A 25693-nucleotide genomic window follows, 5' to 3' on the forward strand; every position below is an offset into this window, starting at 1 on the left:
GCGAATTCCCCCCGTGGAAACCGAAGTGCCTCACATCATTTCTCCCTCGGTGGTGTCGCGAACGAAACCGGTCCGCCGCGCCGAGGGAAGGACTGCACGCCGCACCCGATCGCGCGCCGCGCGATCGGTCCGCAGAACCGTTGCGCCGTCGTGAACTGCGGTCCCACGACGACAAGTGCGACACTCCTTCCCCAAGAGCGCCAACTGCACCGTACGACACATTGCGCTCGTTTCGCGCGACTGTCACAGATAAAGGTGCAAAAATTTGTCCGTGTCGACGAATCGACCGTGCCCGAGGTCGGCGCGGGACGGGGGTCGCGATCGTGGAGATGCAGCCGGAACCGCCCCGAACCCAGGGCGTGAGGCGAGCGTCAGCCCACGCGGATTCCGTTGTCTGCGAGGAACTCCCGGGCGCGACCGAGTCGACGGTCGGCGCAGAAGGCGTACCACGGCTCGGCGAGACCTTCCCGGTGGACGGGATCGCGGAACCGGTGGAACGCACCTTTGCCCTCGATCGCGCGCTGCAGTCGCTCCCGCAACGACTCAGGTTGCCGCTCGGCGAAAGCCGCAATGTCCCGCGAGCCGTCCGGCGAGCAACTCCACCGTCACCGACAACCAGGTTCGCGCCGTCCACCGATGGTTGGCACGCGGGTCGCGGCACCGTCCGGCTTCAGCCGCTCCGACGCGGAGAGCGAAGGCCGGTGTTCCGGGTAGCGCTACCGGCCGCCGGCGACCGGAGTCGACGGTCGGAGATCGGTCTTGCGGCGTCGCGCGGCCTTGGCGAGCGCGGTGGCGCCGGCGACGGCGGCCACGACGAGAATCAGCAGGATCGTCCACGCGGTCCACGCGGGACCCGGTTCGGTGACCGAGTCGACGAAGTTGCGCGTGGAAACGACCGGGTCGCCCGTGTAGGTGCGGTCCTGCGCGGCCTCGAGGGTCACCCGGTCGAGGCTGTCGCTGTAGGCGCCCACCCAGCCGGGGCTCAGTACCAGCACGGTGCCACCGTCTTCGGTGCCCACCTCGGTCGCGAGGTCGCGCAGCTGCGAGTCGATACGCGGGTCCCGGTCGACGACGACGACACGCAGGTCGATGCCGTGATCCTGGGCGCGTTGAACCTGCTCGACCAGGTCGGCGACGCGGTCGGAGGGAGCGGAGACCTGATCGTCGGCGAGATCTGCCAGCACCTGCTCGAGCGTGATGCCCGGCGGGAGGTCGGTGGCCGATGGCACTGGAATTCGTGGCAGTGGCGCAGACATCTCTCTCCGGTAGTGCTGGGACGGGACCGGCGGCGGGTCGCGCCGAGTCCGACGACTCGGGCACCGGCGCACGGCGACATCCGCACCCTACGCGATGAGGGCCGACGACCGGCCCGCACCGGAGCAGGAGAGGCGGCGGGGGACGCGTGCGGCTGTTGCGCCGCGCGCATTGCAGGACAAGCGTACTGTTAGTCTTACTGCGAGATGCCGCGACACCGCCACCCTTCCCGGGACCCGGTTCGGTTTCGCGTGCCTCGCTTCGGCCGTCGACACAGCCCCGTCGGCGGCGAGCCTCATCGACGAGTGGAGCTGACGTGAGCACCAGTACTGATTCGTTCGGAGCCAAGGGAACGCTGGAGGTCGGAGATAACTCGTACGAGATCTTCCGCCTCTCGGCCGTGCCCGGCACCGAGAAGCTGCCCTACGCCTTGAAGGTTCTCGCCGAGAACCTGCTGCGCACCGAAGACGGTGCAAACATCACCGCCGACCACATCCGCGCCATCGCGAACTGGGATCCGTCGGCCGACCCGAGCGTCGAGATCCAGTTCACGCCGGCCCGCGTGATCATGCAGGACTTCACCGGTGTGCCGTGTGTGGTCGACCTCGCCACCATGCGTGAAGCCGTCACCGCCCTCGGCGGCGACCCGAACAAGGTCAACCCGCTGTCGCCGGCCGACATGGTCATCGACCACTCCGTCATCCTCGACTTCTTCGGCACCGCCGACGCGCTCGAGCGCAACGTCGACCTCGAGTACGAGCGCAACGGCGAGCGCTACCAGTTCCTGCGCTGGGGCCAGGGCGCGTTCGACGACTTCAAGGTCGTCCCCCCGGGCATGGGCATCGTCCACCAGGTCAACATCGAGTACCTCGCGCCGACCGTCATGGTCCGCAACGGGCAGGCCTACCCCGACACCTGCGTCGGCACCGATTCGCACACCACGATGGTCAACGGCCTCGGCGTGCTGGGCTGGGGCGTCGGCGGCATCGAGGCCGAGGCCGCGATGCTCGGCCAGCCGGTCTCCATGCTCATCCCGCGGGTCGTCGGCTTCAAGCTCACCGGTGAGATCCAGCCGGGCGTGACCGCCACCGACGTCGTGCTCACCGTCACCGACATGCTCCGCAAGCACGGTGTGGTCGGCAAGTTCGTCGAGTTCTACGGCGCCGGTGTCGCCGAGGTTCCGCTCGCGAACCGCGCGACCCTGGGCAACATGAGCCCCGAGTTCGGTTCCACCGCAGCGATCTTCCCGATCGACGGCGAGACCATCAACTACCTGCGCCTGACCGGCCGCAGCGACGAGCAGCTCGCGCTCGTCGAGGCGTACGCCAAGGAGCAGGGCATGTGGCACGACGCCGCGCACGAGCCTGCCTACTCCGAGTACCTGGAGCTGGACCTGAGCACGGTCGTGCCGTCCATCGCCGGCCCGAAGCGCCCGCAGGACCGCATCCTGCTGTCGGAGTCGAAGATCGCCTTCCGCAAGGACATCCACAACTACGTCGAGGAGCAGCTCCCCGTCGAGCACAGCAAGCTCGACGAGGCCGTCGAGGAGTCCTTCCCGGCGTCCGATCCCGCCGTCCTCTCCTTCGCCGACGACGGCGCTGTCGACGTGCAGTCGGCCGCCAACGGCGCCGAGGGCCGTCCCACCAAGCCGGTCAAGGTGAGCTCCGCCGAGCGCGGCGACTTCGTCCTCGATCACGGCGCCGTCGTGGTCGCGGGTATCACCTCCTGCACCAACACCTCGAACCCGTCGGTCATGTTGGGCGCCGCGCTCCTGGCTCGCAACGCGGTCGAGAAGGGCCTGTCCACCAAGCCGTGGGTCAAGACCAACATGGCTCCGGGTTCGCAGGTCGTCAACGACTACTACGAGAAGGCCGGTCTGTGGCCGTACCTCGAGAAGCTCGGCTTCTACCTCGGTGGTTTCGGCTGCACCACGTGCATCGGTAACACCGGTCCGCTGCCGGAGGAAATCTCCAAGGCCGTCAACGACAACGACCTGTCGGTGACCGCGGTGCTCTCGGGCAACCGCAACTTCGAGGGTCGCATCTCCCCCGACGTCAAGATGAACTACCTGGCGTCCCCGCCGCTGGTCATCGCGTACGCGCTCGCGGGCACGATGGACTTCGACTTCGACCACGACGCGCTGGGCCAGGACCAGGACGGCAACGACGTGTTCCTGAAGGACATCTGGCCGTCCGCGCAGGAGATCGACGACACCATCAAGTCGGCGATCAGCCAGGACATGTTCCGCAAGTCCTACGCCGACGTGTTCAAGGGTGACAGCCGCTGGCAGAACCTCGACACCCCCGAGGGTGACACGTTCGCGTGGAACCAGGACTCCACCTACGTGCGCAAGGCGCCGTACTTCGACGGCATGCCGCTCGAGCCGCAGCCCGTCTCCGACATCAAGGGCGCCCGCGTGCTCGCGCTGCTCGGCGATTCGGTCACCACCGACCACATCAGCCCGGCCGGCCCGATCAAGCCCGGCACCCCGGCCGCGCAGTACCTGGATTCGCACGGCGTCGAGCGCAAGGACTACAACTCGCTCGGTTCGCGTCGCGGCAACCACGAGGTGATGGTCCGCGGCACGTTCGCGAACATCCGCCTGCAGAACCAGCTCCTGGACGGCGTCTCGGGTGGCTACACCCGCGACTTCACCCAGGACGGCGCTCCGCAGTCGTTCATCTACGACGCGTCGCAGAACTACCAGAGCGCCGGCATCCCGCTGGTCGTCCTGGGCGGCAAGGAGTACGGCTCGGGCTCGTCGCGCGACTGGGCCGCCAAGGGCACCCGCCTGCTCGGCGTGAAGGCCGTCATCACCGAGTCGTTCGAGCGCATCCACCGCTCGAACCTCATCGGCATGGGCGTCGTCCCGCTGCAGTTCCCGGCCGGCGAGTCCGCGAAGTCGCTGGGACTGACGGGCACCGAGGTCTTCGACATCGAGGGCATCGAGAAGCTCAACGAGGGTGTCACCCCGGAGACGGTGAAGGTCACGGCGACCAAAGAGAACGGCGAGAAGGTCGTTTTCGACGCGGTCGTGCGCATCGACACCCCCGGCGAGGCGGACTACTACCGCAACGACGGCATCCTGCAGTACGTCCTGCGCAACATGATCCGGGGCTAGAGGCGGCCACGCGGCCGTGTCGCCTCCGGCGACCCGGCCGCGCGCCGACCTGTGCGCGTTTTCGGCTCACAGGCGCTACGCGCCGGTGAGCACTTCCTGCCCGGACAGGCGCAAAGCGCTCACGACCACGTTTCGCGGCATCCCCGACGATTCGTCAGTGGTCGTGAGCGCTTTGCGCACCCGGCGGCCTCTCACCCGGACGGCCGGGAGAGCTCACCGAACACACGACGAAGGAGGTGCCCGTGCCCAAGGTCAGTGAGGACCATCTCGCCGCGCGGCGGAGCCAGATACTCGACGGCGCGCGGCGCTGCTTCGCCGAGCACGGCTACGAGGGCGCGACGGTTCGGCTTCTCGAGGAGGCCACCGGGCTGTCCCGCGGTGCGATCTTCCATCACTTCAAGGACAAGGACGGCCTCTTCCTGGCGCTCGCGCAGGAGGATGCCCGGCGGATGGCGGAGGTCGCGGCCGACGAAGGTCTCGTCCAGGTGATGCGGGACATGCTCGCCTCGCCGGAGCAGTTCGACTGGCTCGGGACGCGACTCGAGATCACCCGCAGGTTGCGTACCGATCCCGAGTTCGCGCGGGCGTGGACGGCGCATTCGGCGCAGCTCACCGAGGCGACCGAAGGCCGGCTCGCACGGCAGCGGGAAGCCGGCCGGCTGCGCGACGACGTGCCCACCGACGTGCTCCTGGGCTATCTGGATCTGGTGCTGGACGGTCTCGTCGCGCGCCTCGCGTCCGGGCACGCGGAGAAGGACCTCTCCCAGGTCCTGGACCTGGTGGAGGAATCGGTGCGGCGCCGCGACTGACCGGGCACCGGAGGGTCAGGCGGTGCTACCCGACGTCGCTGCGCGCCGACGGTTGGGACCGCCGCGGCCGCGGAGCGCGACGTGGGATTCGACGAGCACGTTGTGCACGAACCCGTAGGACCGGCCCGTCTCCTGCGCGAGCGTGCGGATGCTGGCCCCGGCCTCGTAGCGGCGCTTGAGTTCCTGTTGGAGGCGGTCCCGGGACTCCCCCGTGACCCGCGTCCCCTTGCTGAACGTGGACTGGTCGTCTTCGGATCTGCGTGCCATCGGATCCCTCCCGTCGGCTCGACAAGGCTCCGAGTACCAGGCTAGTTCACGCCGACGAAACCCGAGGCGGATCGATGCGCACCGCCCCTGTATGTTCCCGCACCACGCGTCACCGGGGTTACGCGAGCTGGATCAACTCGAGGTACTCCTGCGACCAGTGATCCTCGGTGCCGTCGGGCAGCAGGATCACCCGTTCCGGGTTCAGGGCCTCGGCGGCACCCGGGTCGTGGGTGACGAGCACCACCGCGCCCTCGTAGCTGCGCAGCGCGTCGAGCACCTGTTCCCGCGAGACCGGGTCGAGGTTGTTGGTGGGCTCGTCGAGCAGCAGCACGTTCGCCGCCGACGACACCAGCCCGGCAAGCGCCAGACGAGTCTTCTCACCACCGGACAGGGTGCCGGCAGGCTGATCGAGTTGCGGCCCGGTGAACATGAACGCGCCCAGCAGCCCGCGCAGATCCTGCTCGCCCGCATCGGGCGCGGCGTGCCGGATATTCTCCCACACGCTGGCGGCGTCGTCGATCGTGTCGTGCTCCTGCGCGAAGTAGCCGATCTTCAGGCCGTGGCCGGGCACGAGCTCGCCCAGATCGGGCTTCTCGACGCCGGCGAGCAGCCGCAGCAGCGTGGTCTTGCCGGCGCCGTTGAGACCGAGGATCACGACGCGGCTGCCGCGATCGATCGCCAGGTCGACGCCGGTGAAGATCTCGAGCGACCCGTAGACCTTGGTGAGCGCCGTCGCCATGAGCGGGGTCTTGCCGCACGCGGCGGGCGTCGGGAACCGGATCTTGGCGACCTTGTCGGCGACCCGCACGTCGTCGAGGTCGTTGAGGAGCTTCTCGGCGCGCTTGGCCATGTTCTGGGCCGCGGTGGCCTTGGTGGCCTTGGCACCCAGCTTCGCGGCCTGTTTCTGCAGCGCCGAGGCCTTCTTCTCGGCGTTGGCGCGTTCCCGGCGGCGGCGCTGCTCGTCGGTGGCGCGGGCGTCGAGGTACTTCTTCCAGCCCATGTTGTAGACGTCGGCCTCACCACGCACCGCATCGAGGAACCACACCTTGTTGACGACGTCGGCGAGCAGGTCCACGTCGTGGCTGATCACGATGAGCCCGCCGTCGTGGTTCTGCAGGAAGCCGCGCAGCCACGTGATGGAGTCCGCGTCGAGGTGGTTGGTCGGCTCGTCGAGCAGCAACGTCGTGTCGGACTTGCCGCCGGAACCGTCGGAGGCGGCGAACAGGATGCGGGCGAGTTCGACCCGGCGGCGCTGACCACCGGACAGGGTGTGCAGCGGCTGGCCGAGGATCCGGTCGGGCAGACCCAGGCTGTGGCAGATACTCGCGGCCTCGGATTCGGCGACGTACCCGCCGAGCGTCGAGAAACGTTCCTCGAGCGACCCGTACTTGCGGACCGCGCGGTCGCGGATCTTCTCGTCGACCGCCTCGGCCATCAACGCCTGCTGCTTCTCCATGCTGCGCATAATCTCGTCGAGGCCGCGCGCGGAGAGCACCCGGTCCTTCGCGAGGACGTCGAGGTTACCTTCCTTCGGATCCTGCGGCAGGTAGCCGAGGTCTCCCGATCGCACGACCGTGCCCGCATAGGGTTCGCCCTCCCCGGCGAGGATGCGCAGCGTGGTGGTTTTGCCGGCACCGTTGCGGCCGACGAGCCCGATCCGGTCGCCCGCCTGCACCCGCAACGCCGACCCGGGCGCGGAGAGCAGCGTCCGCACACCGGCGCGGACTTCCAGGTCGGTGGCGGTGATCACGCGTAGGACTCCTCGGGGAAGATCGGGGGTTGGGCGTCATGATGCCGGACGAGCGGGCACACGAACCACTCATTTTACCGTGGCCCCGGCCCGCCCCCGAGGTGAGATGCGCTACGTTCCGGGACATGACGAGTTCCTCTGCAGCCCCCGCCACCCGCGATTTCGACGGGCGCGTCGCGCTGATCACGGGCGCGAGCCGCGGTATCGGCAAGGCCATCGCCGCCGAACTGCTCACCCGGGGCGCGCACGTCGCGATCACCGCCCGCAAACCCGCACCGCTCGCCGAGGCCGCTGCCGACCTGCGAGCGCTCGGTCACGGCGGCACGGTTCTCGAGCTGCCCGGCAACGCCGGTGACCCGGACGCGCGCGCCGAGGCGGTGCGGCGCGCCGTCGACGAACTGGGTGGTCTGCACGTGCTGGTCAACAACACCGGCATCAACCCGACGTTCGGGTCGCTGATGGACGCCGACCTCGACGCGGTACGCAAGATCTTCGACGTCAACGTCGTCGCGGCCCTCGGGTACGTGCAGCAGGCGCACCGGGCGTGGATGGCCGAGCACGGTGGCACGATCGTCAACGTCGCGAGCGTGGCCGGGCTCCGCTCGACCGGGGTGATCGGCGCGTACGGCGCGTCGAAGGCCGCGCTGATCCGGCTGACCGAGGAGCTCGCGTGGGAACTCGGTCCGACGGTCCGTGTCAACGCGATCGCACCGGGCATCGTCAAGACGCAGTTCGCGGCGGCGCTCGTCGCGGCCGGTGAGGATGCGGCGGCGGCCGGATACCCGATGAAGCGGCTCGGCACCCCCGAGGACGTCGCGCAACTGGTGGCGTTCCTCGCCTCGGACGCGGCGCAGTGGATCACCGGCGAGACGGTGCGGGTGGACGGTGGTCTGCTCGCGACCGGTTCCATGTGATCGCGTGACGGACTCGCCCGGTGGCAGCACCGGTCCCGCAGGTTCGGGTCCCGCAGGGGCCGATCTCGTGATCGCCGGGCTCGGGCCGGCCGGGCGGGCGCTCGCGTTCCGAGCCGCGGCGGCCGGACTCGACGTCACGGCCGTCGACCCGCATCCGGAGCGGGTGTGGACGGCGACGTACGCGGCGTGGGCGGACGAGCTGCCCGGCTGGCTGCCCGCGATCGCAGTCGCCGCGCACGTCGACACGCCCTGCGCGTGGACGCTGCGTGAGCACCGCATTCCCCGCCCGTACCGGGTATTGGACACCGCCGCGCTGCAGCGCGCCCTGCCGTTGGACCGGGTGCGAGTGGTGGCGGCCCGGGCGGTCGCGGTGACCCGCGACGCCGTCGTGACGGCCGACGGCCGGCGCCTCGGAGGCCGCTGCGTCGTGGACGCGCGCGGACTGCCCGCCACCTCGGGCAGGGCCCAGCAGACCGCGTTCGGGCTCGTCATGGACGCCCGGGCGGCGGCGGGCGCACTCGACGGTCGCGATGCCTGGTTCATGGACTGGCGGCGCGACAACGGCACCGACCGCACGGATGCCCCGTCGTTCCTGTACGCGGTGCCGGTCGGTCCGGGTCAGGTGCTGCTCGAGGAGACCTGCCTCGTCGGCCGCCCCGCGTTGGCCCTTCCGGAACTGGAACGACGCCTGCGGGCGCGGCTCGAGGCACGCGGCGTGTCCCTGTCCGGCGCCGAACCGGCCGAGCACGTCCGTTTCGCCGTCGAAGGCGCCCGGCGGCTCCGCGGCGGGCCGGTCGGTTTCGGGGCGCGCGGCGGCCTGATGCACCCGGCCACCGGATATGCGGTGGCCACCGCGCTGTCGGCTGCCGACCCGGTGGTCGCGGCACTTCAGGCGGGACACGCGCCGGATCGGGTGCTGTGGACCCCGGCGGCGCGGACGGTCGCGGCCCTGCGCGCGCAGGGCCTGCGGGTGCTGCTGGGACTCGGCGACGAGTCCGCGGCGGAGTTCTTCGCCGCTTTCTTCGCGCTGCCCGTCGCCCGGCAGCGCGCGTATCTGTCGGGGCGTGCCGACCCGCTCGGTGTCGCGGCGGCGATGTGGGCGCTGTTCGGGTCCGTCTCCCCCGCGCTACGACGGGCGATCCTGCGCGCGCTGTTCTGACCACGGGCAGCGAATTCGGGCGGTCCACTGCACAGCGGCGGGTCGTCCCGCATGATGGACCCATGCGGTCGATCTGGAAGGGTTCCCTCGCGTTCGGCCTGGTGAATGTGCCGGTGAAGGTGTACTCCGCCACGGAGAGCCACGACATCCGGTTCCATCAGGTGCACGCGAAGGACGGCGGGCGGATCAAGTACGACCGGGTGTGCACCGAGTGCGGCGAGTCGGTTCCATACCCGGAGATCGACAAGGCGTACGACGACGACGGTACCCGGGTGGTGCTCACCGACGAGGACTTCGAGAAGCTACCGGCGGCGGAGAAACACGAGATTCCGGTGTTGCAGTTCGTGCCGACGGAGCAGATCGACCCGATGCTGTTCGAGAAGTCGTACTATCTCGAACCGGATTCGTCGTCCCCGAAGGCCTACGCATTGCTCGCGGCGACCCTCGAACACAGCGACCGCACCGCGCTGGTGCATTTCACGTTGCGGCAGCGCACCCGGCTGGCGGCGCTGCGCAACCGTGACGGACTGCTGGTGCTGCAGACACTGTTGTGGCCGGACGAGGTGCGGGCCGCGGAGTTCCCGGTGCTCGACGACGTGCAGGCGCCGACGTCGAAGGAACTGGCGATGGCCGAGACACTCGTCGAGTCGATGTCCGAGGATTTCGATCCGGACGAGTTCACCGACGAGTACCAGGTCGAGCTGCGCGCGTTGATCGACGACGCGTTGGCGCGCGGCGGCGAGAAGGTGTTCCAGGCGCCCGAGACCACGGCCGAGGGCGAGGATGCCGAGGTGCTCGATCTGGTCGCGGCGTTGCAGCGCAGCGTGGACGCCGCCGGCGCCACACGCGCCACCGGGGACGACGACGGTTCCGCCGAGCGACGGGCGCCGGCGGCGAAGGCATCCGGCCGCAAGTCTCCGGCGAAGAAGACCCCCGCGAAGAAGAGCGCGTCGAAGTCGACGTCCGCGCGGAAGGCCCAGGCGGACAAGCCCGCAGCGAAGAAGTCCGCCGTCCGCAAGCGCGCCTGAGGGCCTCCGGTCACCGGTTGGTGGCGGCTTCCGTCGCGGCGGTCGCCTCCCTCTGCGCGTCGCGGAGCTGTTCGATCCCGGTGCGGGTGCCCAGCGCGACCTCCCGGATGAACACGATCGCGACGAACGCCAGGGCCCCGAGGATTGCGGCGATGAGGAAGATCCGCGCGGTGGCATCGCCGTACGCGGCGCGCACGACCTCGGCGATCTCCGGCGGCAGCTCGTTGAGGTTGGACAGTCCGGCGCCGCCGGATCCGTCCGGAAGCGTGATGCCGAGCGCCGCGAGGCCCGTCGTGATCAGATCGACGATGCGGCTGGACAGGACCGCACCGAGCACGGACACTCCGGCAGCACCGCCGAGGGATCGGAAGAACGTCACCGTGGAACTGGCCGCGCCCAGATTCTGCGGGGCGACCGAGTTCTGCACCGCGAGCACGAGGTTCTGCATCGTCATGCCCATGCCGAGGCCGAGCACGAAGAGGTATCCCGAGATCAGGGCGATGCCGGTGGTGTGGTCGATCGTCGCCAGCAGGCCGAAACCGACGGTCATCGCGACCGCGCCGATCACGAGGTAGATCTTCCAGCGGCCGAAACGGGTGATGAGCGCTCCCGAGACCGCCCCGGAAACCGTGGATCCGAGCACCATCGGCACGGTGAGCAGACCGGCGGCGGTCGGGCTGTAGCCGCGGGCGATCTGGAAGTACTGGCCGAGGAACACGGCGCCGCCGAACAGCGCGACACCGACGGCGATGCTCGCGAGGGTGGCCAGGGTGGTGGTGCGGTCCCGGAACAGGTGCAGCGGGATGATCGGATCCGTCACGCGACTCTCGACGAACACCGCCCCCGCCAGCAGCACGACGCCGAATGCGACCAGCCCGTACGACATGCCCGACGCCCACGCGAAGTTCTTGCCGGCCAGGGTGACCCAGATCAGCAGCACGCTCACACCGGCGGCGATGAGAGCGGCGCCGAGGTAGTCGATGGTCACGTCCTTGCGCACGGTCGGCAGGTTCAGGGTGCGCTGCACGACACCGAAGGCGACGACGGCGAGGGGCACGCCGATGAAGAAGGTCCATCGCCAGCTGAGCCAGCTGGTGTCGACGATGACGCCGCCGATCAGCGGGCCGGCGACCGTGGCGACCGCCATGACCGCGGCGATCGGGCCCTGGTAGCGGCCGCGTTCGCGCGGGCTGAACATCGAGGCGATGACGATGACGACGAGCGCCTGCAGTCCGCCCAGGCCCAGCCCCTGGATGACGCGGCAGCCGATGAGCATGCCGACGGACTGGGACAGGCCGGCCAGCACCGATCCGACGGTGAACAGGATCAGCGACAACTGGACCAGCAGCTTCTTGCTGACCAGGTCGGCGAACTTGCCCCAGATCGGGGTGGTCGCGGTGGACGCGAGCAGGGTCGCGGTCACCACCCAGGTGTACTGGTCCTGCGTGCCGTGCAGATCGATGATGATCGTCGGCAGCGCGTTGGACACGATCGTCGACGACAGGAACGCCACGAACATGCCCAGCAGCAGCCCGACGAGGGCGTTGATGCGCTGGCGGTGGGTCATGCCCGGCTGGGTGCCGTCAGGCGGCGTGGCCTCGGCGCCCGGTGTCGGCGGCACGGATGAGGTCATGGCGCTCCTCGTCGGATTCGATGTCGAAGTCTGGGACGGCGATTGCCGGACGGTCAGGGACGGGTGTCGCGGAAGCGGTCGACGGCGGCGCCGAGCCGGTTGATCCGGTCGACGAGATCGCGTCCTTCCTCGTCGGTCCAGTCGGGCACGGCCTCCTGCAGTAACCGCACGAACCGGGCGCGATAGCTGCGCAGCGCCTCGGCGCCGTCCTCGGTGAGTGTCAGGCAGGCGGCGCGACGATCGCCGGGATCGGCTGCGCGGCGCGCATATCCGAGGGATTCGGCGTAGGTGACCTGCCGGCTCAGGGTGGAGGCGGTGACCCCCAGCCGCTCCGCGAGGTCGCCGAGCCTGCTCCCCTCCCCGTGCTCGAGATTGGCGAGCAGGGCGGCCAGCCAGGTGGGCATGACGTCGGGGTCGGCCTCCCGGGCGCGGACGTTGAGGGTGCGGGTACGCCTGATCAACCCGCGTAGTGCCGCGGTCAGGTCTTCTGCGGTCTCCGGAGTCAGCATCCCGTCCTCCCTTCGGTCGATTCCGCAACCATAGAAAACTTGGTTGCTCGATACAACTAACAGGGCGGCGAGCGGGGACCGATCGGTTCTTCCCGGACCGGCTGGACCTGGTACCTCCCACTAGTCGAGAATGTCACCCAGGCGGTGCATCAGCGTCGCCAGCTGCCGGACATCGTCCGGGTCCCACAACGCCAGGCGATCACGCCACCGCCGGAACGTCTCCACCCGCTGTTCCTCCAGGCGGCGACGGCCCTCGGGTGTCAACGCGACGAGCCGGGCCCGCGCGTCGTACGGATCCGGGATGCGTTCGACCAGGCCGAGCCGTCCGGCACTGTCGATGCGCCGGGTCAGGGTCGACTTCTCGATGCCGAGCACGCCGATCAGGTCCGCCATCGCGATCGCGTCGGCGTCGCGCAGCAGCACCAGCAGCGGATAGCACACCGGATCCAGCTTGGGATCGACCGCGCGGGCGCTTGCGGCCATGTGCGAACGGCCGCGACGCCACAACGCGAGCACCTCCCGTTCGAGCGCAGCGGCCGCCACGCCCGGCGCGGCCTCACCGACGGAATCCGGCAGTCGGCTCCCGGACGAGAGCACCGGGTCGGTCACACGGTGAAACCGAGCGCGCGCAACTGCTCCCGCCCGTCGTCGGTGATCTTGTCCGGACCCCACGGCGGCATCCACACCCAGTTGATGCGCAGTTCCTCGCACAGTCCGCTCCGCACCAGCGCGTTGCGGGACTGGTCCTCGATCACGTCGGTCAGCGGGCACGCCGCCGAGGTGAGGGTCATGTCGATGGTGACCGCGTCGTCGTCCTCGCTGATGCCGTAGACCAGGCCCAGGTCGACGACGTTGATGCCCAGTTCGGGGTCGACGACATCGCGCATCGCCTCCTCGAGGTCGTCGAGACGCTGCGGATCCATCGGCGGCGCCTCGGCAGTCGTGCTCGCAGCCTCGGGAGCGACGGCCTCGGGAGTCGCTGCTTCGGGGGCCGACGCTGCGGCAGCGTCGGGGGTGCCGGTCTCGGTAGCCGGTTCGGTCATCAGTTCTGTCCTCCGCTCGGAACGGGTGCGCCGTCGACGATCTGCACCACGGCATCCTTGAACGCCATCCACCCCAGCAGCGCGCACTTCACGCGTGCCGGGTACTTCGACACGCCGGCGAACGCGGTGCCGTCGCCGATCACGTCCTCGTCACCTTCGACGGTGCCGCGGCTACCGACCATCTCGGCGAAGCTGTCGACCGTCGCGAGTGCCTGCTCGACCGACAGCCCGATCACCTGATCGGTCAGCACCGAGGTGGCGGCCTGGCTGATCGAGCAGCCCTGCCCGTCGTAGGAGACGTCGCCGACGAGCCCGTCGTCGGTCACATGCACCCTCAGGGTCACCTCGTCACCGCAGGTCGGGTTCACGTGGTGCACCTCGGCACCGAACGGTTCCCGCAGCCCCCTGTGGTGCGGGTGCTTGTAGTGATCCAGGATCACTTCCTGGTACATCTGTTCCATCCGCATGTCAGGACGCCCCGTCGATCGTGATGCCGTCGTCCCGGGGATGGTCCAGCGGCGGGTGGGTTCCGAAAAATTCCTGGGCGCGCCGGATCGCGGCTGCCAGGGCACGCACCTCGTCGGTGGTGTTGTAGACCGCGAACGACGCACGCGCGGTCGCGGCGACACCGAAACGCCGGTGCAGCGGCCACGCGCAATGGTGTCCGACGCGGATCGCGACACCTTCGTCGTCGAGGATCTGCCCGAGGTCGTGGGCGTGGATGCCGTCGACGACGAAGGACACCGCTCCCCCGCGATGCTCGGTGGTGGCCGGTCCGATGATGCGAACGCCGTCCATGCCCCCGAGAAGTTCGAGCGCCAGAGCGGTCAGTTCGTGTTCGTGCGCGGCGACCGCGTCCATCCCGATCTCGTTCAGATACCGCACGGCCGCGCCGAGCCCGACGACCTGCGAGGTCATCGGCACACCGGCCTCGAACCGCTGCGGCGGCGGCGCATAGGTGCTGGCCTCCATCGTCACGGTCTCGATCATCGAGCCGCCGGTGACGAACGGCGGCATCGCGGTGAGCATCGCCCGCTTGCCGTAGAGCACGCCGACACCGGACGGGCCGAGCATCTTGTGACCCGAGAACGCCGCGAAGTCCACGTCCAGCGCATGGAAGTCCACCGGCATGTGCGGCACCGACTGGCATGCGTCGAGCACGACCAGCGCGCCGACGGCGCGGGCGCGGCGCACCAGTTCCTCGACCGGCGCGACCGCACCGGTCACGTTGGACTGGTGGGTGAACGCGACGACCTTGACCGCGTCGGACAACTCGAGCGAATCCAGGTCGATGCGGCCGTCGTCGGTGACGCCGTACCAGCGCAACGTCGCGCCGGTGCGGCGGGCCAGTTCCTGCCACGGCACCAGGTTGGCGTGGTGCTCGAGTTCGGTGACGACGATCTCGTCGCCCGGTCCGACCCGGCGATCGAAACGGTCGTCGCCGAGCACGTAGGTGACCAGGTTCAGCGACTCGGTGGCGTTCTTGGTGAACACCAGCTCGTCGGCGTCGGCCCCCACGAATTCGGCGATCGCCGCGCGGGCCCCCTCGTACGCGTCGGTGGCTTCCTCCGCGAGCTGATGGGCGCCGCGGTGCACGGCCGCGTTGCACGTGGTGAGGAACTCGCGCTCGGCGTCGAGTACCTGGACCGGCCGCTGGGAGGTCGCGCCCGAATCGAGGTACACCAACGGTCTTCCGTCACGCACCGTGCGGGCCAGGATCGGGAAGTCCTTCCGGATCCTGGTCACGTCGAACCGGGTGATGTCGAGTTCCCGCACCGGGATGGTCATGGGTCTAGGCTCCTGCCGCCGCGGCCTGGGTGAAGCGGACGTACCCGTTGGTCTCGAGCTCGTCGGCGAGCTCGGGGCCACCGGACTCGACGACCCGGCCACCGACGAACACGTGCACGAACTGCGGCTTGATGTAGCGCAGGATGCGGGTGTAGTGGGTGATGAGGAGGACCCCGCCGTGCTCGCGTTCCTGGTAGCGGTTGACGCCCTCGGACACCACGCGCAGCGCGTCGACGTCGAGGCCGGAGTCCGTCTCGTCGAGGATGGCGATCTGGGGCTTGAGCAGGCCGAGCTGCAGGATCTCGTGGCGCTTCTTCTCGCCGCCGGAGAACCCTTCGTTGACGCTGCGCTCACCGAACGCCGGATCGATGTCCAGCTCGGTCATCGCCGCCTTGACCTCCTTGACCCAGGTGCGGAGCTTGGGAGCCTCGCCGCGAGCGGCGGTGACGGCGGTGCGCAGGAAGTTCGACATCGACACACCGGGCACCTCGACCGGGTACTGCATGGCCAGGAACAGACCGGCGCGGGCACGCTCGTCGACGCTCATCTCCAGCACGTTCTCACCGTTGAGGGTGATGCTGCCGGAGGTCACCTCGTACTTGGGGTGGCCGGCGATTGCGTACGACAGGGTCGACTTGCCGGAGCCGTTGGGGCCCATGATGGCGTGCGTCTCGCCGGAGCGGACCGTCAGGTTCACGCCCTTGAGGATGTTGATCGGCTCGGCGTTCTCGTCGGTCTGGGCGACGCGAACGTGCAGGTCCTTGATCTCGAGGACGTTCTGGGGGGTGGACATCGGTGAATCGGTTCCTTACGAAAGTGTGGGGGTCGGCACTCAGGCGCCGACGGCGGCGAGTTCGGCTTCGACGGCGGCCTCGAGCCGATCCCGGACCTCGGGGACGGTGATCTTCTCGATCAGTTCGTGGAAGAAGCCACGGACCACGAGCCGGCGAGCCTGGTCCTCGGGGATCCCGCGGGCGCGCAGGTAGAACAGCTGCTCGTCGTCGAAGCGGCCGGTCGCGGACGCGTGACCGGCACCGACGATCTCGCCGGTCTCGATCTCGAGGTTCGGCACCGAGTCGGCGCGGGCACCGTCGGTCAGCACGAGGTTGCGATTGAGTTCGAAGGTGTCGGTGCCTTCGGCCTCGGCACGGATGAGCACGTCGCCGATCCACACGGTGTGCGCGTCGGGCTTACCGGAGGCCGGATCACCCTGCAGCGCACCCTTGTAGACGACGTTGGACTTGCAGTGCGGCTGCGAATGGTCGACGAGCAGACGCTGCTCGAGGTGCTGACCGGCGTCGGCGAAGTACAGACCGAGCAACTCGGCGTCGCCGCCGGGCGCGTCGTACTTGACGGTCGGCGAGATCCGCACAAGGTCGCCGCCGAGACCGACGGTGAAGTGGCGCAGCACCGCGTCGCGATGCAGGCGCGCGTGGTGCGCCGCGACGTGCACGGCGTCGTCGGCCCAGTCCTGGACGGCGACCACATTCAGGTGCGCGCTGTCGCCGACGACGAACTCGACGTTCTCCGCGTACGTGCCGCTCCCCCGCTGATCCAGGATCACGGTGACCTTCGCGAACGGTTCGAGGCGCAGCTGCAGATGCCCGTAGGCGACCTTGCCTTCACCGGGACCGGTGAGTGTGATCGTGACCGGATCGGCGACCTCGACCTCGCGGCCGACGGTGACGACCGTCGCCGACTCGAACGACGAGTACGCCTGCGCGGCGATGCGGTCGAACGGGACACCGCCCTGTCCGAGGCGCTGGTCGTCGCGGCCGACGGTCTCGACCTGCACGCCCGCGGCGTCGGAGACCTCGACGGTCGCGGCGCCCGAAGCGACGGCGGTGCCGTCGTGCAGCCCCCGCAGGCGGCGCAGCGGAGTGAATCGCCACGCCTCGTCGCGGCCGCCGGGGATCTCGAACGCGTTCACGTCGAACGACGTGAACACCTCACCCTTGTTTGCGGCCGGTACGCGAGTGTTCTCGCCGCGCACGGCGTCCTGCACCCCGGTGGGGGTGTGAGCGGTATTCGCAGCCATTTAGCCGACTGCCCCTTCCATCTGCAATTCGATCAGTCGGTTCAACTCGAGGGCGTACTCCATGGGGAGTTCCTTGGCGATCGGCTCGACGAAGCCACGCACGACCATCGCCATCGCCTCGTCCTCGGTCAGGCCGCGACTCATGAGGTAGAACAGCTGGTCGTCGCTCACCTTCGACACGGTCGCTTCGTGCCCCATCGTGACGTCGTCCTCCCGGATGTCGACGTACGGGTAGGTGTCCGAGCGGCTGATCTGGTCCACGAGCAGCGCATCACACTTGACCGTCGACTTCGAGCCGTGGGCGCCCTTGTTGACCTGCACCAGACCGCGGTAGGAGGCCCGGCCGCCGCCACGGGCGACCGACTTGGACACGATCGTCGAGGAGGTGTGCGGCGCGAGATGCAGCATCTTCGCGCCGGTGTCCTGATGCTGGCCCTCGCCGGCGAAGGCGATGGACAGGACCTCACCGCGAGCGTGCTCGCCCATCATCCACACGGCGGGATACTTCATCGTCACCTTGGAACCGATGTTGCCGTCGATCCATTCCATGGATCCGCCGGCCTCGACCTTGGTGCGCTTGGTGACGAGGTTGTAGACGTTGTTCGACCAGTTCTGGATGGTCGTGTAGCGGCAGTGGCCGCCCTTCTTGACGATGATCTCGACGACCGCCGAGTGCAGCGAGTCCGACTTGTAGATCGGCGCGGTGCAGCCTTCGACGTAGTGCACGGACGCGCCCTCGTCGACGATGATCAGGGTCCGCTCGAACTGGCCCATGTTCTCGGTGTTGATCCGGAAGTAGGCCTGCAGGGGGATGTCGACGTGCACGCCCGGCGGCACGTAGATGAACGAGCCACCCGACCACACGGCGGTGTTCAACGCGGAGAACTTGTTGTCCCCGGCCGGGATGACGGTGCCGAAGTATTCCTTGAAGATCTCCGGGTGCTCGCGCAGCCCCGAGTCGGTGTCGAGGAAGATCACGCCCTGGGACTCGAGGTCCTCGCGGATCTGGTGGTAGACCACCTCGGATTCGTACTGGGCGGCGACGCCGGCAACGAGACGCTGCTTCTCCGCCTCCGGGATGCCCAGCTTGTCGTAGGTGTTCTTGATGTCCTCGGGCAGTTCCTCCCAGGACGTGGCCTGCTTCTCCGTCGAACGGACGAAGTACTTGATGTTCTCGAAGTCGATGCCCTCGAGATTCGAACCCCACCCCGGCATCGGCTTCTTGTCGAACGTGCGCAGCGCCTTGAGGCGGATATCGAGCATCCACTCGGGCTCGTTCTTCTTGGCGGAGATGTCGCGCACGACAGCCTCGGACAGGCCGCGCTGCGCGACAGCGCCGGCCGCGTCCGGGTCCGACCAGCCGTAGTCGTAGTGGCCGAGGGACGCGATGGTCTCCTCCTGCGTCAGCGGCGCACCCGCGCCGGACGCCTGGTCCGATGTGAGGGTCATGCGAGCTCCTTCCGGAGTCTGTTCGTTGTCGGCGCGGACTGGAGTGCCGACGGGCTGGCTGCTGGTGGTTGCCGTCGCGGCGCTCAGGGATCGCTGTCGGAGCGGGCGTGAGCCGCCGGATCCGGAAGCGGCACATGGGTGGTGCAGAAGCTGTCGCCGTTGGCGATGGTCGCCAGCCGTTGGACGTGCGTGCCGAGAATCTCCACGAACGCTTCCTGTTCCGCCTCGCACAGCTCCGGGAACTGTTCGGCGACGTGCGAGACCGGGCAGTGGTGCTGGCAGACCTGCATTCCGGTGCCGACCCGCCGGGTGGACGCCGCGAACCCGGCCGCGGTGAATGCATCGGCGATGTCCTCGATGGTCGCTTCGATCTCGTCGGGTCCGGCGGCCGGTTCGACGCCTGCGAGGATCGACCGAACCCGACGGCGCGCGAAGTCCTCGATCGCGGCTTCGCCGCCGAGTTCGCGCAGGTGACGCATCGCGGCGCCGGCGAGGTCGTCGTAGGTGTGACCGAGCCGGGCGCGGCCGATCGCGGTGAGCTGGAATCGACGAGCCGGACGTCCGCGACCCCGGCCCTGCCGGCGCGGCGGGGCCGCGGCCCGGGCTTCACCGGTGTCGATGAGTGCATCGAGGTGCCTGCGCACACCGGCTGCGCTCAGCCCGAGGCGCTTGCCGATCTCCGGCGCAGTGATCGGTCCCTCTTCGAGCAGCAACTGCACGACCGCCGCGCGTGTCTGACCTTCGTGCTGCGGCGAGGAATCGCGTACCGAGCGCGTGGAAGCGAGCGCTGCGTCAGGCCCGTGGCCTGCGCATTTCTCGTCCACGGCGGGATCGGTCGCTGATTTCACAACACCAGTGTGACGGAATTCGGATACTCGGTCCACCAAGGGTGCCCTTCCCCACAACCCGGACCGGACCGGGAATAGGCCCGCGGACCGCCCGATAGGCTGCTCGGGTGCCGCCGACCATCGACGAACCCAGCACGGCCGGTCCGGCCCCCGAACCGAGCCGATTCGTCGCCCTCGGCACCCGCGCGATCACGCTGGGCAAGCGCGCGTTCGGACTCGACGGTCGCGGTCACCACACCGACGTCGTGACCGTCCTGCACGGCGACGAACGCGAGGGACGCGGCCTCGACGCGACCGAAACCGTCCAACTGCATCGGATCCGGCTGTTCGGCGCGACCGGCGCGGTACTCCTGTGCGTCGGCGCCCTGGGCGCGGGCGCCCAGCCGGTGCTGCAGAACCCGGTCCAGGGTGTTCGCCTGCTGGGATTGCCGGCACGGATGTCGAGCGCCGCCCTGACCCTCGCGATGACCGGCACCGTCCTGATCGTGCTGGCCTGGCTGCTGCTCGGCCGCTTCGCCGTCGGCCGACGCGACCCCGACGGACAGCCGCGCCGCCTGTCGCGTTCGCAACTCGACCGCACGCTGCTGCTGTGGATCCTGCCGCTGACGGTCGCGCCGCCGATGTTCAGCAAAGACGTCTACTCCTATCTGGCGCAGAGCGAGATCGCGGCGCGCGGGCTGGACCCCTATGCGATCGGGCCGGCCGGGGCGCTCGGCGTCGACCACGTGCTCACCCGGACGGTGCCCAACATCTGGCGCGAGACCTCCGCTCCGTACGGGCCGGCGTTCCTGTGGCTCGGTGAACGCATCACATTCCTGACCGGCGAGAACATCGTGTCCGGGATCTTCCTGCACCGGCTGCTCGCGCTCGGCGGTGTCGCAATGATCGTGTGGGCGCTGCCGCGGCTGGCCCGACGCTGCGGTGTGGCGTCGGTGACCGCCCTGTGGCTCGGCGCCGCGAATCCGCTGCTGCTGTTCCACCTGGTCGCGGGCATCCACAACGAGGCACTCATGCTCGGGCTGATGCTCGCCGGACTCGAACTGGCGTTGCGCGGAATCCAGGCAGACGGCCCCGGCTCGCCGCTGCGCGGCCGCTACCTCGCGTGGCTCGTCGCCGGCACCGCGCTGATCGCGCTGTCGTCGATGATCAAGGTGCCATCGCTGCTCGCGCTCGGTTTCGTGGGCATGGCACTGGCGCGCCGCTGGGGTGCCACGATCCGGGCGGTACCGGCCGCGGCGGCCCTGTTGGCCGCGGTGTCGCTGACGGTGATCGTGGCGGTCAGCTGGGGCAGCGGACTCGGGCTCGGCTGGACGAACACCCTGGGTACCGCCACCGAGGTGCGGAGCTGGATGTCGATTCCCACCCTGCTGGGTGTCGGCACCGGCCTGGCGGGTGTGCTGCTCGGTCTGGGCGACCACACCACCGCGGTCCTGTCGATCACCCGGCCGATCGCCGCCCTGATTGCGGCATTCATCACAATTCGGATGCTGTTGGCGGTGCTCGTCGGCCGGATCCACCCGGTCGGGGGCCTCGGTGTCTCGCTCGGCGCGATCGTTCTGCTGTTCCCGGTGGTGCAACCCTGGTACCTGCTGTGGGCGGTGATTCCGCTGGCCGCGTGGGCCACCCGGCCGATCTTCCGCATCCCCACGGTGGCGTTCTCGTCGCTGGTCAGCGTCATCTTGATGCCCAACGGCGGCGAATACCAGCCGTTCATCATCGTGCAGGCCGCGATCGCGACGGTCGTCGTCGTCGGGTTGCTCATCGTCGCCACCCGCAACCGGCTGCCGTGGCGCGACGAGGACCGCACACCACCGCGCCCGGCCGAATCCTCCGACGCCTACGCTGGAAACCCGTGACCTCGAGATCCCCCGCCGGTGCGGCGTCTGCTGTGCGCCTGGACGGCGTCGTCAAGAAGTTCGGCGACACCACCGCCGTGAACGAGCTCGACCTCACGGTCGAGCGTGCTCAGGTGCTCGCCCTGCTAGGGCCCAACGGCGCCGGCAAGACCACCACGGTGGAGATGTGCGAGGGCTTCGTGGCGCCCGACGCGGGCACCGTGCGGGTGCTCGGACTCGATCCGGTCGAGGACTCGGATGCATTGCGGCCCCGGATCGGGGTGATGCTGCAGGGCGGCGGCGCGTATCCCGGTTCCAAGGCCGGCGAGATGCTCGACCTGGTCGCTTCGTACTCGGCGGATCCGATCGACCCGGCGTGGCTGTTGAGTTGTCTCGGGCTCGACGAGGCCCGCCGCACCCCCTACCGGCGGCTCTCCGGTGGTCAGCAGCAGCGACTGGCGCTGGCGTGTGCGCTGGTCGGGCGTCCGGAACTGGTGTTCCTGGACGAGCCGACCGCGGGCCTCGATGCCCAGGCCCGGTTGCTGGTATGGGAGCTGATCGACGCGCTGCGCCGGGACGGAGTCTCGGTACTCCTGACGACACACCTGATGGACGAGGCCGAGGAACTGGCCGACGAGGTCGTGATCATCGACCACGGCCGCGTCGTCGCCGCCGGCACGCCCGCGGAGGTGGCCCGGACCGGGTCCGAAGGCCAGCTGTGGCTGTCCACGTCCGCGGGCCTCGACATCACGCCGCTGCGGACCACTCTTCCGGACGGGTTCCGCGTGGGAGAGGCACAACCCGGCCGGTACCTCGTCGAGGGCGCGATCGATCCCGCCGTGGTCACCGCGGCCGCGGCATGGTGCGCAGATCAGGGGGCGCTGGTGAGCGAGATCCGCGTCGACCAGCGCAGCCTCGAGGATGTCTTCCTCGACCTGACCGGACGGGAGTTGAGGGGATGAGCGTGACGCATCACGATCGGCTGGCGAGCAACCGGTTCGAGGCCGGCACCTTCGCCCCCGCCCCGCGACCGAACACACCGGCGGCGATGCTCTCGGCGCAGACGCGCATGGAACTCAAGCTGCTGCTGCGCAACGGTGAGCAGTTGCTGCTGACGATGTTCATCCCGATCACCCTGCTGATCGGATTGACCCTGCTGCCGATCGGCGATCTCGGCGATCCCCGGGTGCAACGGGTCCTGCCGGCGGTGATGATGGTCGCGGTGATGTCCACCGCATTCACCGGCCAGGCCATCGCGGTCGGATTCGACCGCAGATACGGTGCATTGAAACGGATCGGCGCGACCGCCCTCCCGAAATGGGGCATCATCGCAGGTAAGAGCTGTGCGGTCGCGGTCGTAGTGGCGATGCAGTCGATTCTGCTCGGTGCGATCGGGGTCGCACTCGGATGGCGCCCGAGCCTGCTCGGCCTGGCGCTCGGCGCCGTCGTCGTCGCGCTCGGCACCGTCATGTTCGCAACGCTCGGGCTGCTGCTCGGCGGTACCCTGCGCGCCGAGATCGTGCTCGCCCTGGCGAACATCGTCTGGTTCGTACTGCTCGGCATCGGCAGCGTCGTCCTCGCCGGGGACGGCCTGCCCGACGCGCTCGTGCACCTGGCGCGGGTGACGCCCTCGGGGGCTCTCGCTCTGAGTCTCGAGGAGGCGGTGCGCGGCGGCGTGGACTGGCTCGCCGTGACGATCCTCGCGGCGTGGGCCGTCGTCGGTGGCGTGCTGGCCCGCCGCTTCTTCCGATTCACGTGACCGCCACCGTTCCGCCGGCCCGACTGCACCGCGTAGCCCAACTACACCGCGTAGTGGACGGACCCGTACCATCGTGAACGTGCTGTATCGCGGCTACCTCAACCTCGTCGACCGACTTCCGCTGCCGTCGCTGCGGACCCAGCGGATCATCGCCTTCCTCACCATCGTCGTGCAGGGCGGCATCGCCGTCACCGGCTCGGTCGTGCGGGTCACCGCGTCGGGCCTCGGGTGCCCCACGTGGCCGCAGTGCTTCCCCGGTTCGATGGTGCCGGTCGGCGTGTCCAGCAACGTCCACACCCTGCACCAGGTCGTCGAGTTCGGCAATCGGCTCCTGACGTTCGTCGTCGTCGTGGTCTCCGCCGCCATCGTCCTCGCCGTCACCCGCGCGCGCCGCAGGCGTGAGGTGATCGCGTGGGCCTGGCTGATGCCGGCCGGGACCGTGCTGCAGGCCGTCATCGGCGGCATCACGGTGCTGACGGGACTGCTGTGGTGGACCGTCGCGATCCACATGCTCGCGTCGATGCTGATGGTGTGGTTGGCGGTCGTGTTGTTCGAGAAGGTCGGCGAACCCGACGACGGCGTCGTCGACCAGGTCCTCCCCCAGCCGCTGCGATGGCTCACCGCGCTGTCCGGGGTCGTGCTCGCCGCGGTGCTGATCGCCGGGACCATGGTCACCGGCGCCGGCCCGCACGCCGGCGACAAGGGCATCGAGCGCCCGGTGCCGCGTCTCGACCTCGACATCACCAACCTCGTGCACCTGCATGCCGAGCTGCTTGTCGGCTATCTGGCGCTGCTGGTGGGCCTGGCGTTCGCGCTGTACGCGGTCGCCGCGCCGGAACCGGTGAAGCTGCGCCTGAAGGTGCTGCTCGGGCTGGTTCTGGCCCAGTCGCTCATCGGCCTCGTCCAATTCTGGACGGACGTGCCCGCGGTGCTCGTGGTGATGCACGTCGCCGGTGCGGGACTGTGCACCGCCGCGACCGCCGCGGTCTGGTGTGCGGGCCGGGTCCGTACCGCCGCCCCGCAACCGGTAGCCGTCACCGCCGCCTGACACGGACCCTCGACGCCCCGGGTCCACCCTCTCGATGTGGAGGGTGGGCCCGGGGCGTTTCGCTTCTCGGCTGTGTCAGCGCTCGTTACGTGCCTTCGGGAACCGGGTCTGGTTGGCGACCCAGCCCGCCATCTTCTTCCAGTGGCCCTGCTGCGGCGTGGCGATGCTGGTGACCTCTCGGTCCCAGTCCGAGACCGTCACGTTCGACAGCGCCTCGACGACGGCGTGCGCGGTCGGGAGGTCGGCGACGACACGGTCGCCCAGGGTGCCGTCGGCGGCGACGACCGTCACGCGCACCCCGACTCCCCCGATGGGCTGGAGGACCGCCTTGGCGGAGTCGCCGTGCGCGGCGACGAAGGAACGGAGGGAGGAGACGACATCGGCGGGCGCGGGTGCGGCCGCGACCTGAGTTTCAGCGCTCATACCTGCAGAATACTGTGGGCGTATGCGCGCAATCGAAGTGACACGGTTCGGTGGTCCCGAGGTCCTCGTTCCGGCCGAACTTCCCACTCCGACCCCCGGCGCCGGCGAGCTGCTGGTCCGAACGGACGCGATCGGCGTCAACTACATCGACACCTACTTCCGCACCGGCCTGTACGCGACGGAGCTTCCGTACGTACCCGGTTCCGAAGGCACCGGCCGGGTCGAGGCCGTCGGACCCGGAACCACCGAGTTCGCCGTCGGTGACCGCGTGTGCTGGGCGGCGGCGCCCGGCTCGTACGCCGAACTCGTCGTCGTACCCGAGGCGGTCGCGGTGCCGGTCCCGGACGAGGTGCCCGCCGAGCAGGCCGCCTCCGCGCTACTGCAGGGCATGACCGCGCACTACCTGCTCGAGTCGACGTACCCGGCGCAGCCCGGCGAGACGGTGCTCGTGCACGCGGGCGCCGGCGGTGTCGGCCTGGCGCTGACCCAACTCGCGACCGCGAAGGGGGTGCGGGTGATCACCACCGTGTCCTCGGACGAGAAGGAGGCCCTGTCGCGTGAGGCAGGTGCCGCGGAGGTGCTCCGTTACGGCGGCGACCTCGCCGAGCGGGTGCGGAAGCTCACCGGCGGCGAGGGTGTGGCCGCGGTGTACGACGGGGTCGGCGCGGACACCTTCGAGGCATCGCTGGCGTCGTTGCGGATCCGCGGCACGCTCGCGCTGTTCGGTGCGGCGAGCGGCCCGGTTCCGCCGTTCGATCCGCAGCGCCTGAACGCCGCGGGATCGCTGTTCCTGACCCGCCCCACCCTGGCGCACCACACGCGGGACCGCCAGGAACTGCTGTGGCGATCCGGCGACGTGTTCGCGGCCGTCGCCGCGGGTGACCTCACGATCCGGGTGGGGGCGCGTTATCCGCTCACGGTCGCGGCGCAGGCCCACCGCGACCTCGAGTCCCGCAGGACCACCGGGTCGATCGTGCTGGCGCCGTAGGCGCCCGTGTGCCTTATCGGCCCGCCCGGG

General features: G+C 69.4%; 25 protein-coding genes. 10 read left to right on the top strand and 15 right to left on the bottom strand.

All coding sequences use genetic code 11. From position 1 onward, the window contains the following. Window positions 1-371 precede the first annotated feature (371 nt). Window positions 372-539: a hypothetical protein gene (locus RZ1_RS01385; RefSeq protein ID WP_244899309.1), complete on the bottom strand. Its 168-nt coding sequence runs from the start codon at window positions 537-539 to the stop codon at window positions 372-374. Window positions 540-716: 177 nt separating this feature from the next. Further along, complete coding sequence (locus RZ1_RS01390) at window positions 717-1256, bottom strand: Rv1476 family membrane protein (RefSeq protein WP_072808490.1); 540 nt, start codon at window positions 1254-1256, stop codon at window positions 717-719. Window positions 1257-1570: 314 nt separating this feature from the next. Between RZ1_RS01390 and acnA the strand changes: the two genes are divergently transcribed. Next, window positions 1571-4375, top strand: a complete 2805-nt coding sequence (gene acnA, locus RZ1_RS01395) for an aconitate hydratase AcnA (RefSeq protein WP_072808492.1) — start codon at window positions 1571-1573, stop codon at window positions 4373-4375. A 242-nt stretch (window positions 4376-4617) separates the two neighbouring features. Beyond that, window positions 4618-5184 (top strand): TetR/AcrR family transcriptional regulator, encoded by a 567-nt coding sequence (locus tag RZ1_RS01400; protein WP_072808766.1) that lies wholly within the window; start codon window positions 4618-4620, stop codon window positions 5182-5184. 15 nt (window positions 5185-5199) lie between these two features. On the opposite strand, the gene RZ1_RS30380 is transcribed toward RZ1_RS01400, so the two are convergent. Both RZ1_RS30380 and RZ1_RS01410 read right to left on the bottom strand, forming a co-directional pair. After that, window positions 5200-5451, bottom strand: a complete 252-nt coding sequence (locus RZ1_RS30380) for a helix-turn-helix domain-containing protein (RefSeq protein ID WP_072808494.1) — start codon at window positions 5449-5451, stop codon at window positions 5200-5202. A gap of 118 nt (window positions 5452-5569) precedes the next feature. Beyond that, on the bottom strand, window positions 5570-7201 hold the full coding sequence (locus RZ1_RS01410) for an ABC-F family ATP-binding cassette domain-containing protein (RefSeq protein WP_072808496.1): 1632 nt from the start codon (window positions 7199-7201) through the stop codon (window positions 5570-5572). Window positions 7202-7326: 125 nt separating this feature from the next. On the opposite strand from RZ1_RS01410, the gene RZ1_RS01415 reads away from it, so the two are divergent. The 3 genes from RZ1_RS01415 to ku all read left to right on the top strand — a co-directional run bounded on the left by RZ1_RS01415 (window position 7327) and on the right by ku (window position 10302). Further along, the gene (locus RZ1_RS01415; RefSeq protein ID WP_072808498.1) at window positions 7327-8115 is read left to right on the top strand and encodes an SDR family oxidoreductase; all 789 of its coding nucleotides are present in this window, start codon (window positions 7327-7329) and stop codon (window positions 8113-8115) included. Window positions 8116-8119: 4 nt separating this feature from the next. Further along, entirely contained in the window at window positions 8120-9274 is a 1155-nt protein-coding gene (locus RZ1_RS01420; protein WP_072808500.1) for a lycopene cyclase family protein, read from the top strand. Window positions 9275-9336: 62 nt separating this feature from the next. Further along, window positions 9337-10302, top strand: coding sequence for a non-homologous end joining protein Ku (ku, locus tag RZ1_RS01425; protein ID WP_072808502.1), 966 nt, complete (start codon window positions 9337-9339; stop codon window positions 10300-10302). A gap of 10 nt (window positions 10303-10312) precedes the next feature. Here the strand turns inward: ku and RZ1_RS01430 are convergent, their stop codons facing one another. From RZ1_RS01430 to RZ1_RS01475, 10 genes are all read right to left on the bottom strand, one after another. Then, window positions 10313-11869 carry an MFS transporter gene (locus RZ1_RS01430; RefSeq protein ID WP_072808768.1) on the bottom strand — a complete coding sequence of 519 codons (1557 nt, stop codon included), beginning with the start codon at window positions 11867-11869 and terminating at the stop codon, window positions 10313-10315. A gap of 119 nt (window positions 11870-11988) precedes the next feature. Next, window positions 11989-12444, bottom strand: coding sequence for a MarR family winged helix-turn-helix transcriptional regulator (locus RZ1_RS01435; RefSeq protein WP_072808504.1), 456 nt, complete (start codon window positions 12442-12444; stop codon window positions 11989-11991). A 120-nt stretch (window positions 12445-12564) separates the two neighbouring features. Further along, on the bottom strand, window positions 12565-13020 hold the full coding sequence (locus tag RZ1_RS01440) for a MarR family winged helix-turn-helix transcriptional regulator (RefSeq protein ID WP_283236011.1): 456 nt from the start codon (window positions 13018-13020) through the stop codon (window positions 12565-12567). Between the two features lie 29 nt (window positions 13021-13049). Then, complete coding sequence (locus tag RZ1_RS01445) at window positions 13050-13487, bottom strand: metal-sulfur cluster assembly factor (RefSeq protein WP_072808506.1); 438 nt, start codon at window positions 13485-13487, stop codon at window positions 13050-13052. Continuing rightward, a complete protein-coding gene (gene sufU / locus RZ1_RS01450; protein ID WP_072808507.1) occupies window positions 13487-13954 on the bottom strand; it encodes a Fe-S cluster assembly sulfur transfer protein SufU in 468 nt (155 codons plus the stop codon). The genes RZ1_RS01445 and sufU overlap by 1 nt, the downstream gene beginning before the upstream one ends. Before the next feature lies 1 nt (window position 13955). Continuing rightward, window positions 13956-15275 (bottom strand): cysteine desulfurase, encoded by a 1320-nt coding sequence (locus tag RZ1_RS01455; protein ID WP_072808511.1) that lies wholly within the window; start codon window positions 15273-15275, stop codon window positions 13956-13958. 4 nt (window positions 15276-15279) lie between these two features. After that, window positions 15280-16068, bottom strand: coding sequence for a Fe-S cluster assembly ATPase SufC (sufC, locus tag RZ1_RS01460; RefSeq protein WP_072808513.1), 789 nt, complete (start codon window positions 16066-16068; stop codon window positions 15280-15282). Between the two features lie 39 nt (window positions 16069-16107). Further along, a complete protein-coding gene (sufD, locus tag RZ1_RS01465) occupies window positions 16108-17313 on the bottom strand; it encodes a Fe-S cluster assembly protein SufD (protein WP_072808514.1) in 1206 nt (401 codons plus the stop codon). Further along, window positions 17314-18762, bottom strand: coding sequence for a Fe-S cluster assembly protein SufB (gene sufB, locus RZ1_RS01470; protein WP_072808516.1), 1449 nt, complete (start codon window positions 18760-18762; stop codon window positions 17314-17316). 83 nt (window positions 18763-18845) lie between these two features. Continuing rightward, window positions 18846-19610 carry a helix-turn-helix transcriptional regulator gene (locus tag RZ1_RS01475; protein ID WP_371305001.1) on the bottom strand — a complete coding sequence of 255 codons (765 nt, stop codon included), beginning with the start codon at window positions 19608-19610 and terminating at the stop codon, window positions 18846-18848. Window positions 19611-19717: 107 nt separating this feature from the next. Between RZ1_RS01475 and mptB the strand changes: the two genes are divergently transcribed. The 4 genes from mptB (at window position 19718) to RZ1_RS01495 (ending at window position 24252) form a co-directional block, all read left to right on the top strand. Beyond that, window positions 19718-21466 (top strand): polyprenol phosphomannose-dependent alpha 1,6 mannosyltransferase MptB, encoded by a 1749-nt coding sequence (gene mptB / locus RZ1_RS01480; protein WP_072808520.1) that lies wholly within the window; start codon window positions 19718-19720, stop codon window positions 21464-21466. Further along, window positions 21463-22407, top strand: coding sequence for an ABC transporter ATP-binding protein (locus RZ1_RS01485; protein WP_072808522.1), 945 nt, complete (start codon window positions 21463-21465; stop codon window positions 22405-22407). Before mptB ends, RZ1_RS01485 begins: the two co-directional genes overlap by 4 nt. Next, window positions 22404-23204: an ABC transporter permease gene (locus RZ1_RS01490; RefSeq protein ID WP_072808524.1), complete on the top strand. Its 801-nt coding sequence runs from the start codon at window positions 22404-22406 to the stop codon at window positions 23202-23204. The genes RZ1_RS01485 and RZ1_RS01490 overlap by 4 nt, the downstream gene beginning before the upstream one ends. 79 nt (window positions 23205-23283) lie before the next feature. After that, window positions 23284-24252 (top strand): COX15/CtaA family protein, encoded by a 969-nt coding sequence (locus RZ1_RS01495; RefSeq protein WP_072808771.1) that lies wholly within the window; start codon window positions 23284-23286, stop codon window positions 24250-24252. A 75-nt stretch (window positions 24253-24327) separates the two neighbouring features. On the opposite strand, the gene RZ1_RS01500 is transcribed toward RZ1_RS01495, so the two are convergent. Then, complete coding sequence (locus tag RZ1_RS01500; RefSeq protein WP_072808526.1) at window positions 24328-24675, bottom strand: hypothetical protein; 348 nt, start codon at window positions 24673-24675, stop codon at window positions 24328-24330. 22 nt (window positions 24676-24697) lie between these two features. Between RZ1_RS01500 and RZ1_RS01505 the strand changes: the two genes are divergently transcribed. After that, window positions 24698-25663 (top strand): quinone oxidoreductase family protein, encoded by a 966-nt coding sequence (locus tag RZ1_RS01505; protein WP_072808528.1) that lies wholly within the window; start codon window positions 24698-24700, stop codon window positions 25661-25663. The last annotated feature ends 30 nt before the right edge of the window (window positions 25664-25693 follow it).

This window comes from Rhodococcus zopfii NBRC 100606 = JCM 9919 (assembly GCF_001895025.1).
Classification (GTDB): domain Bacteria; phylum Actinomycetota; class Actinomycetes; order Mycobacteriales; family Mycobacteriaceae; genus Rhodococcus; species Rhodococcus zopfii.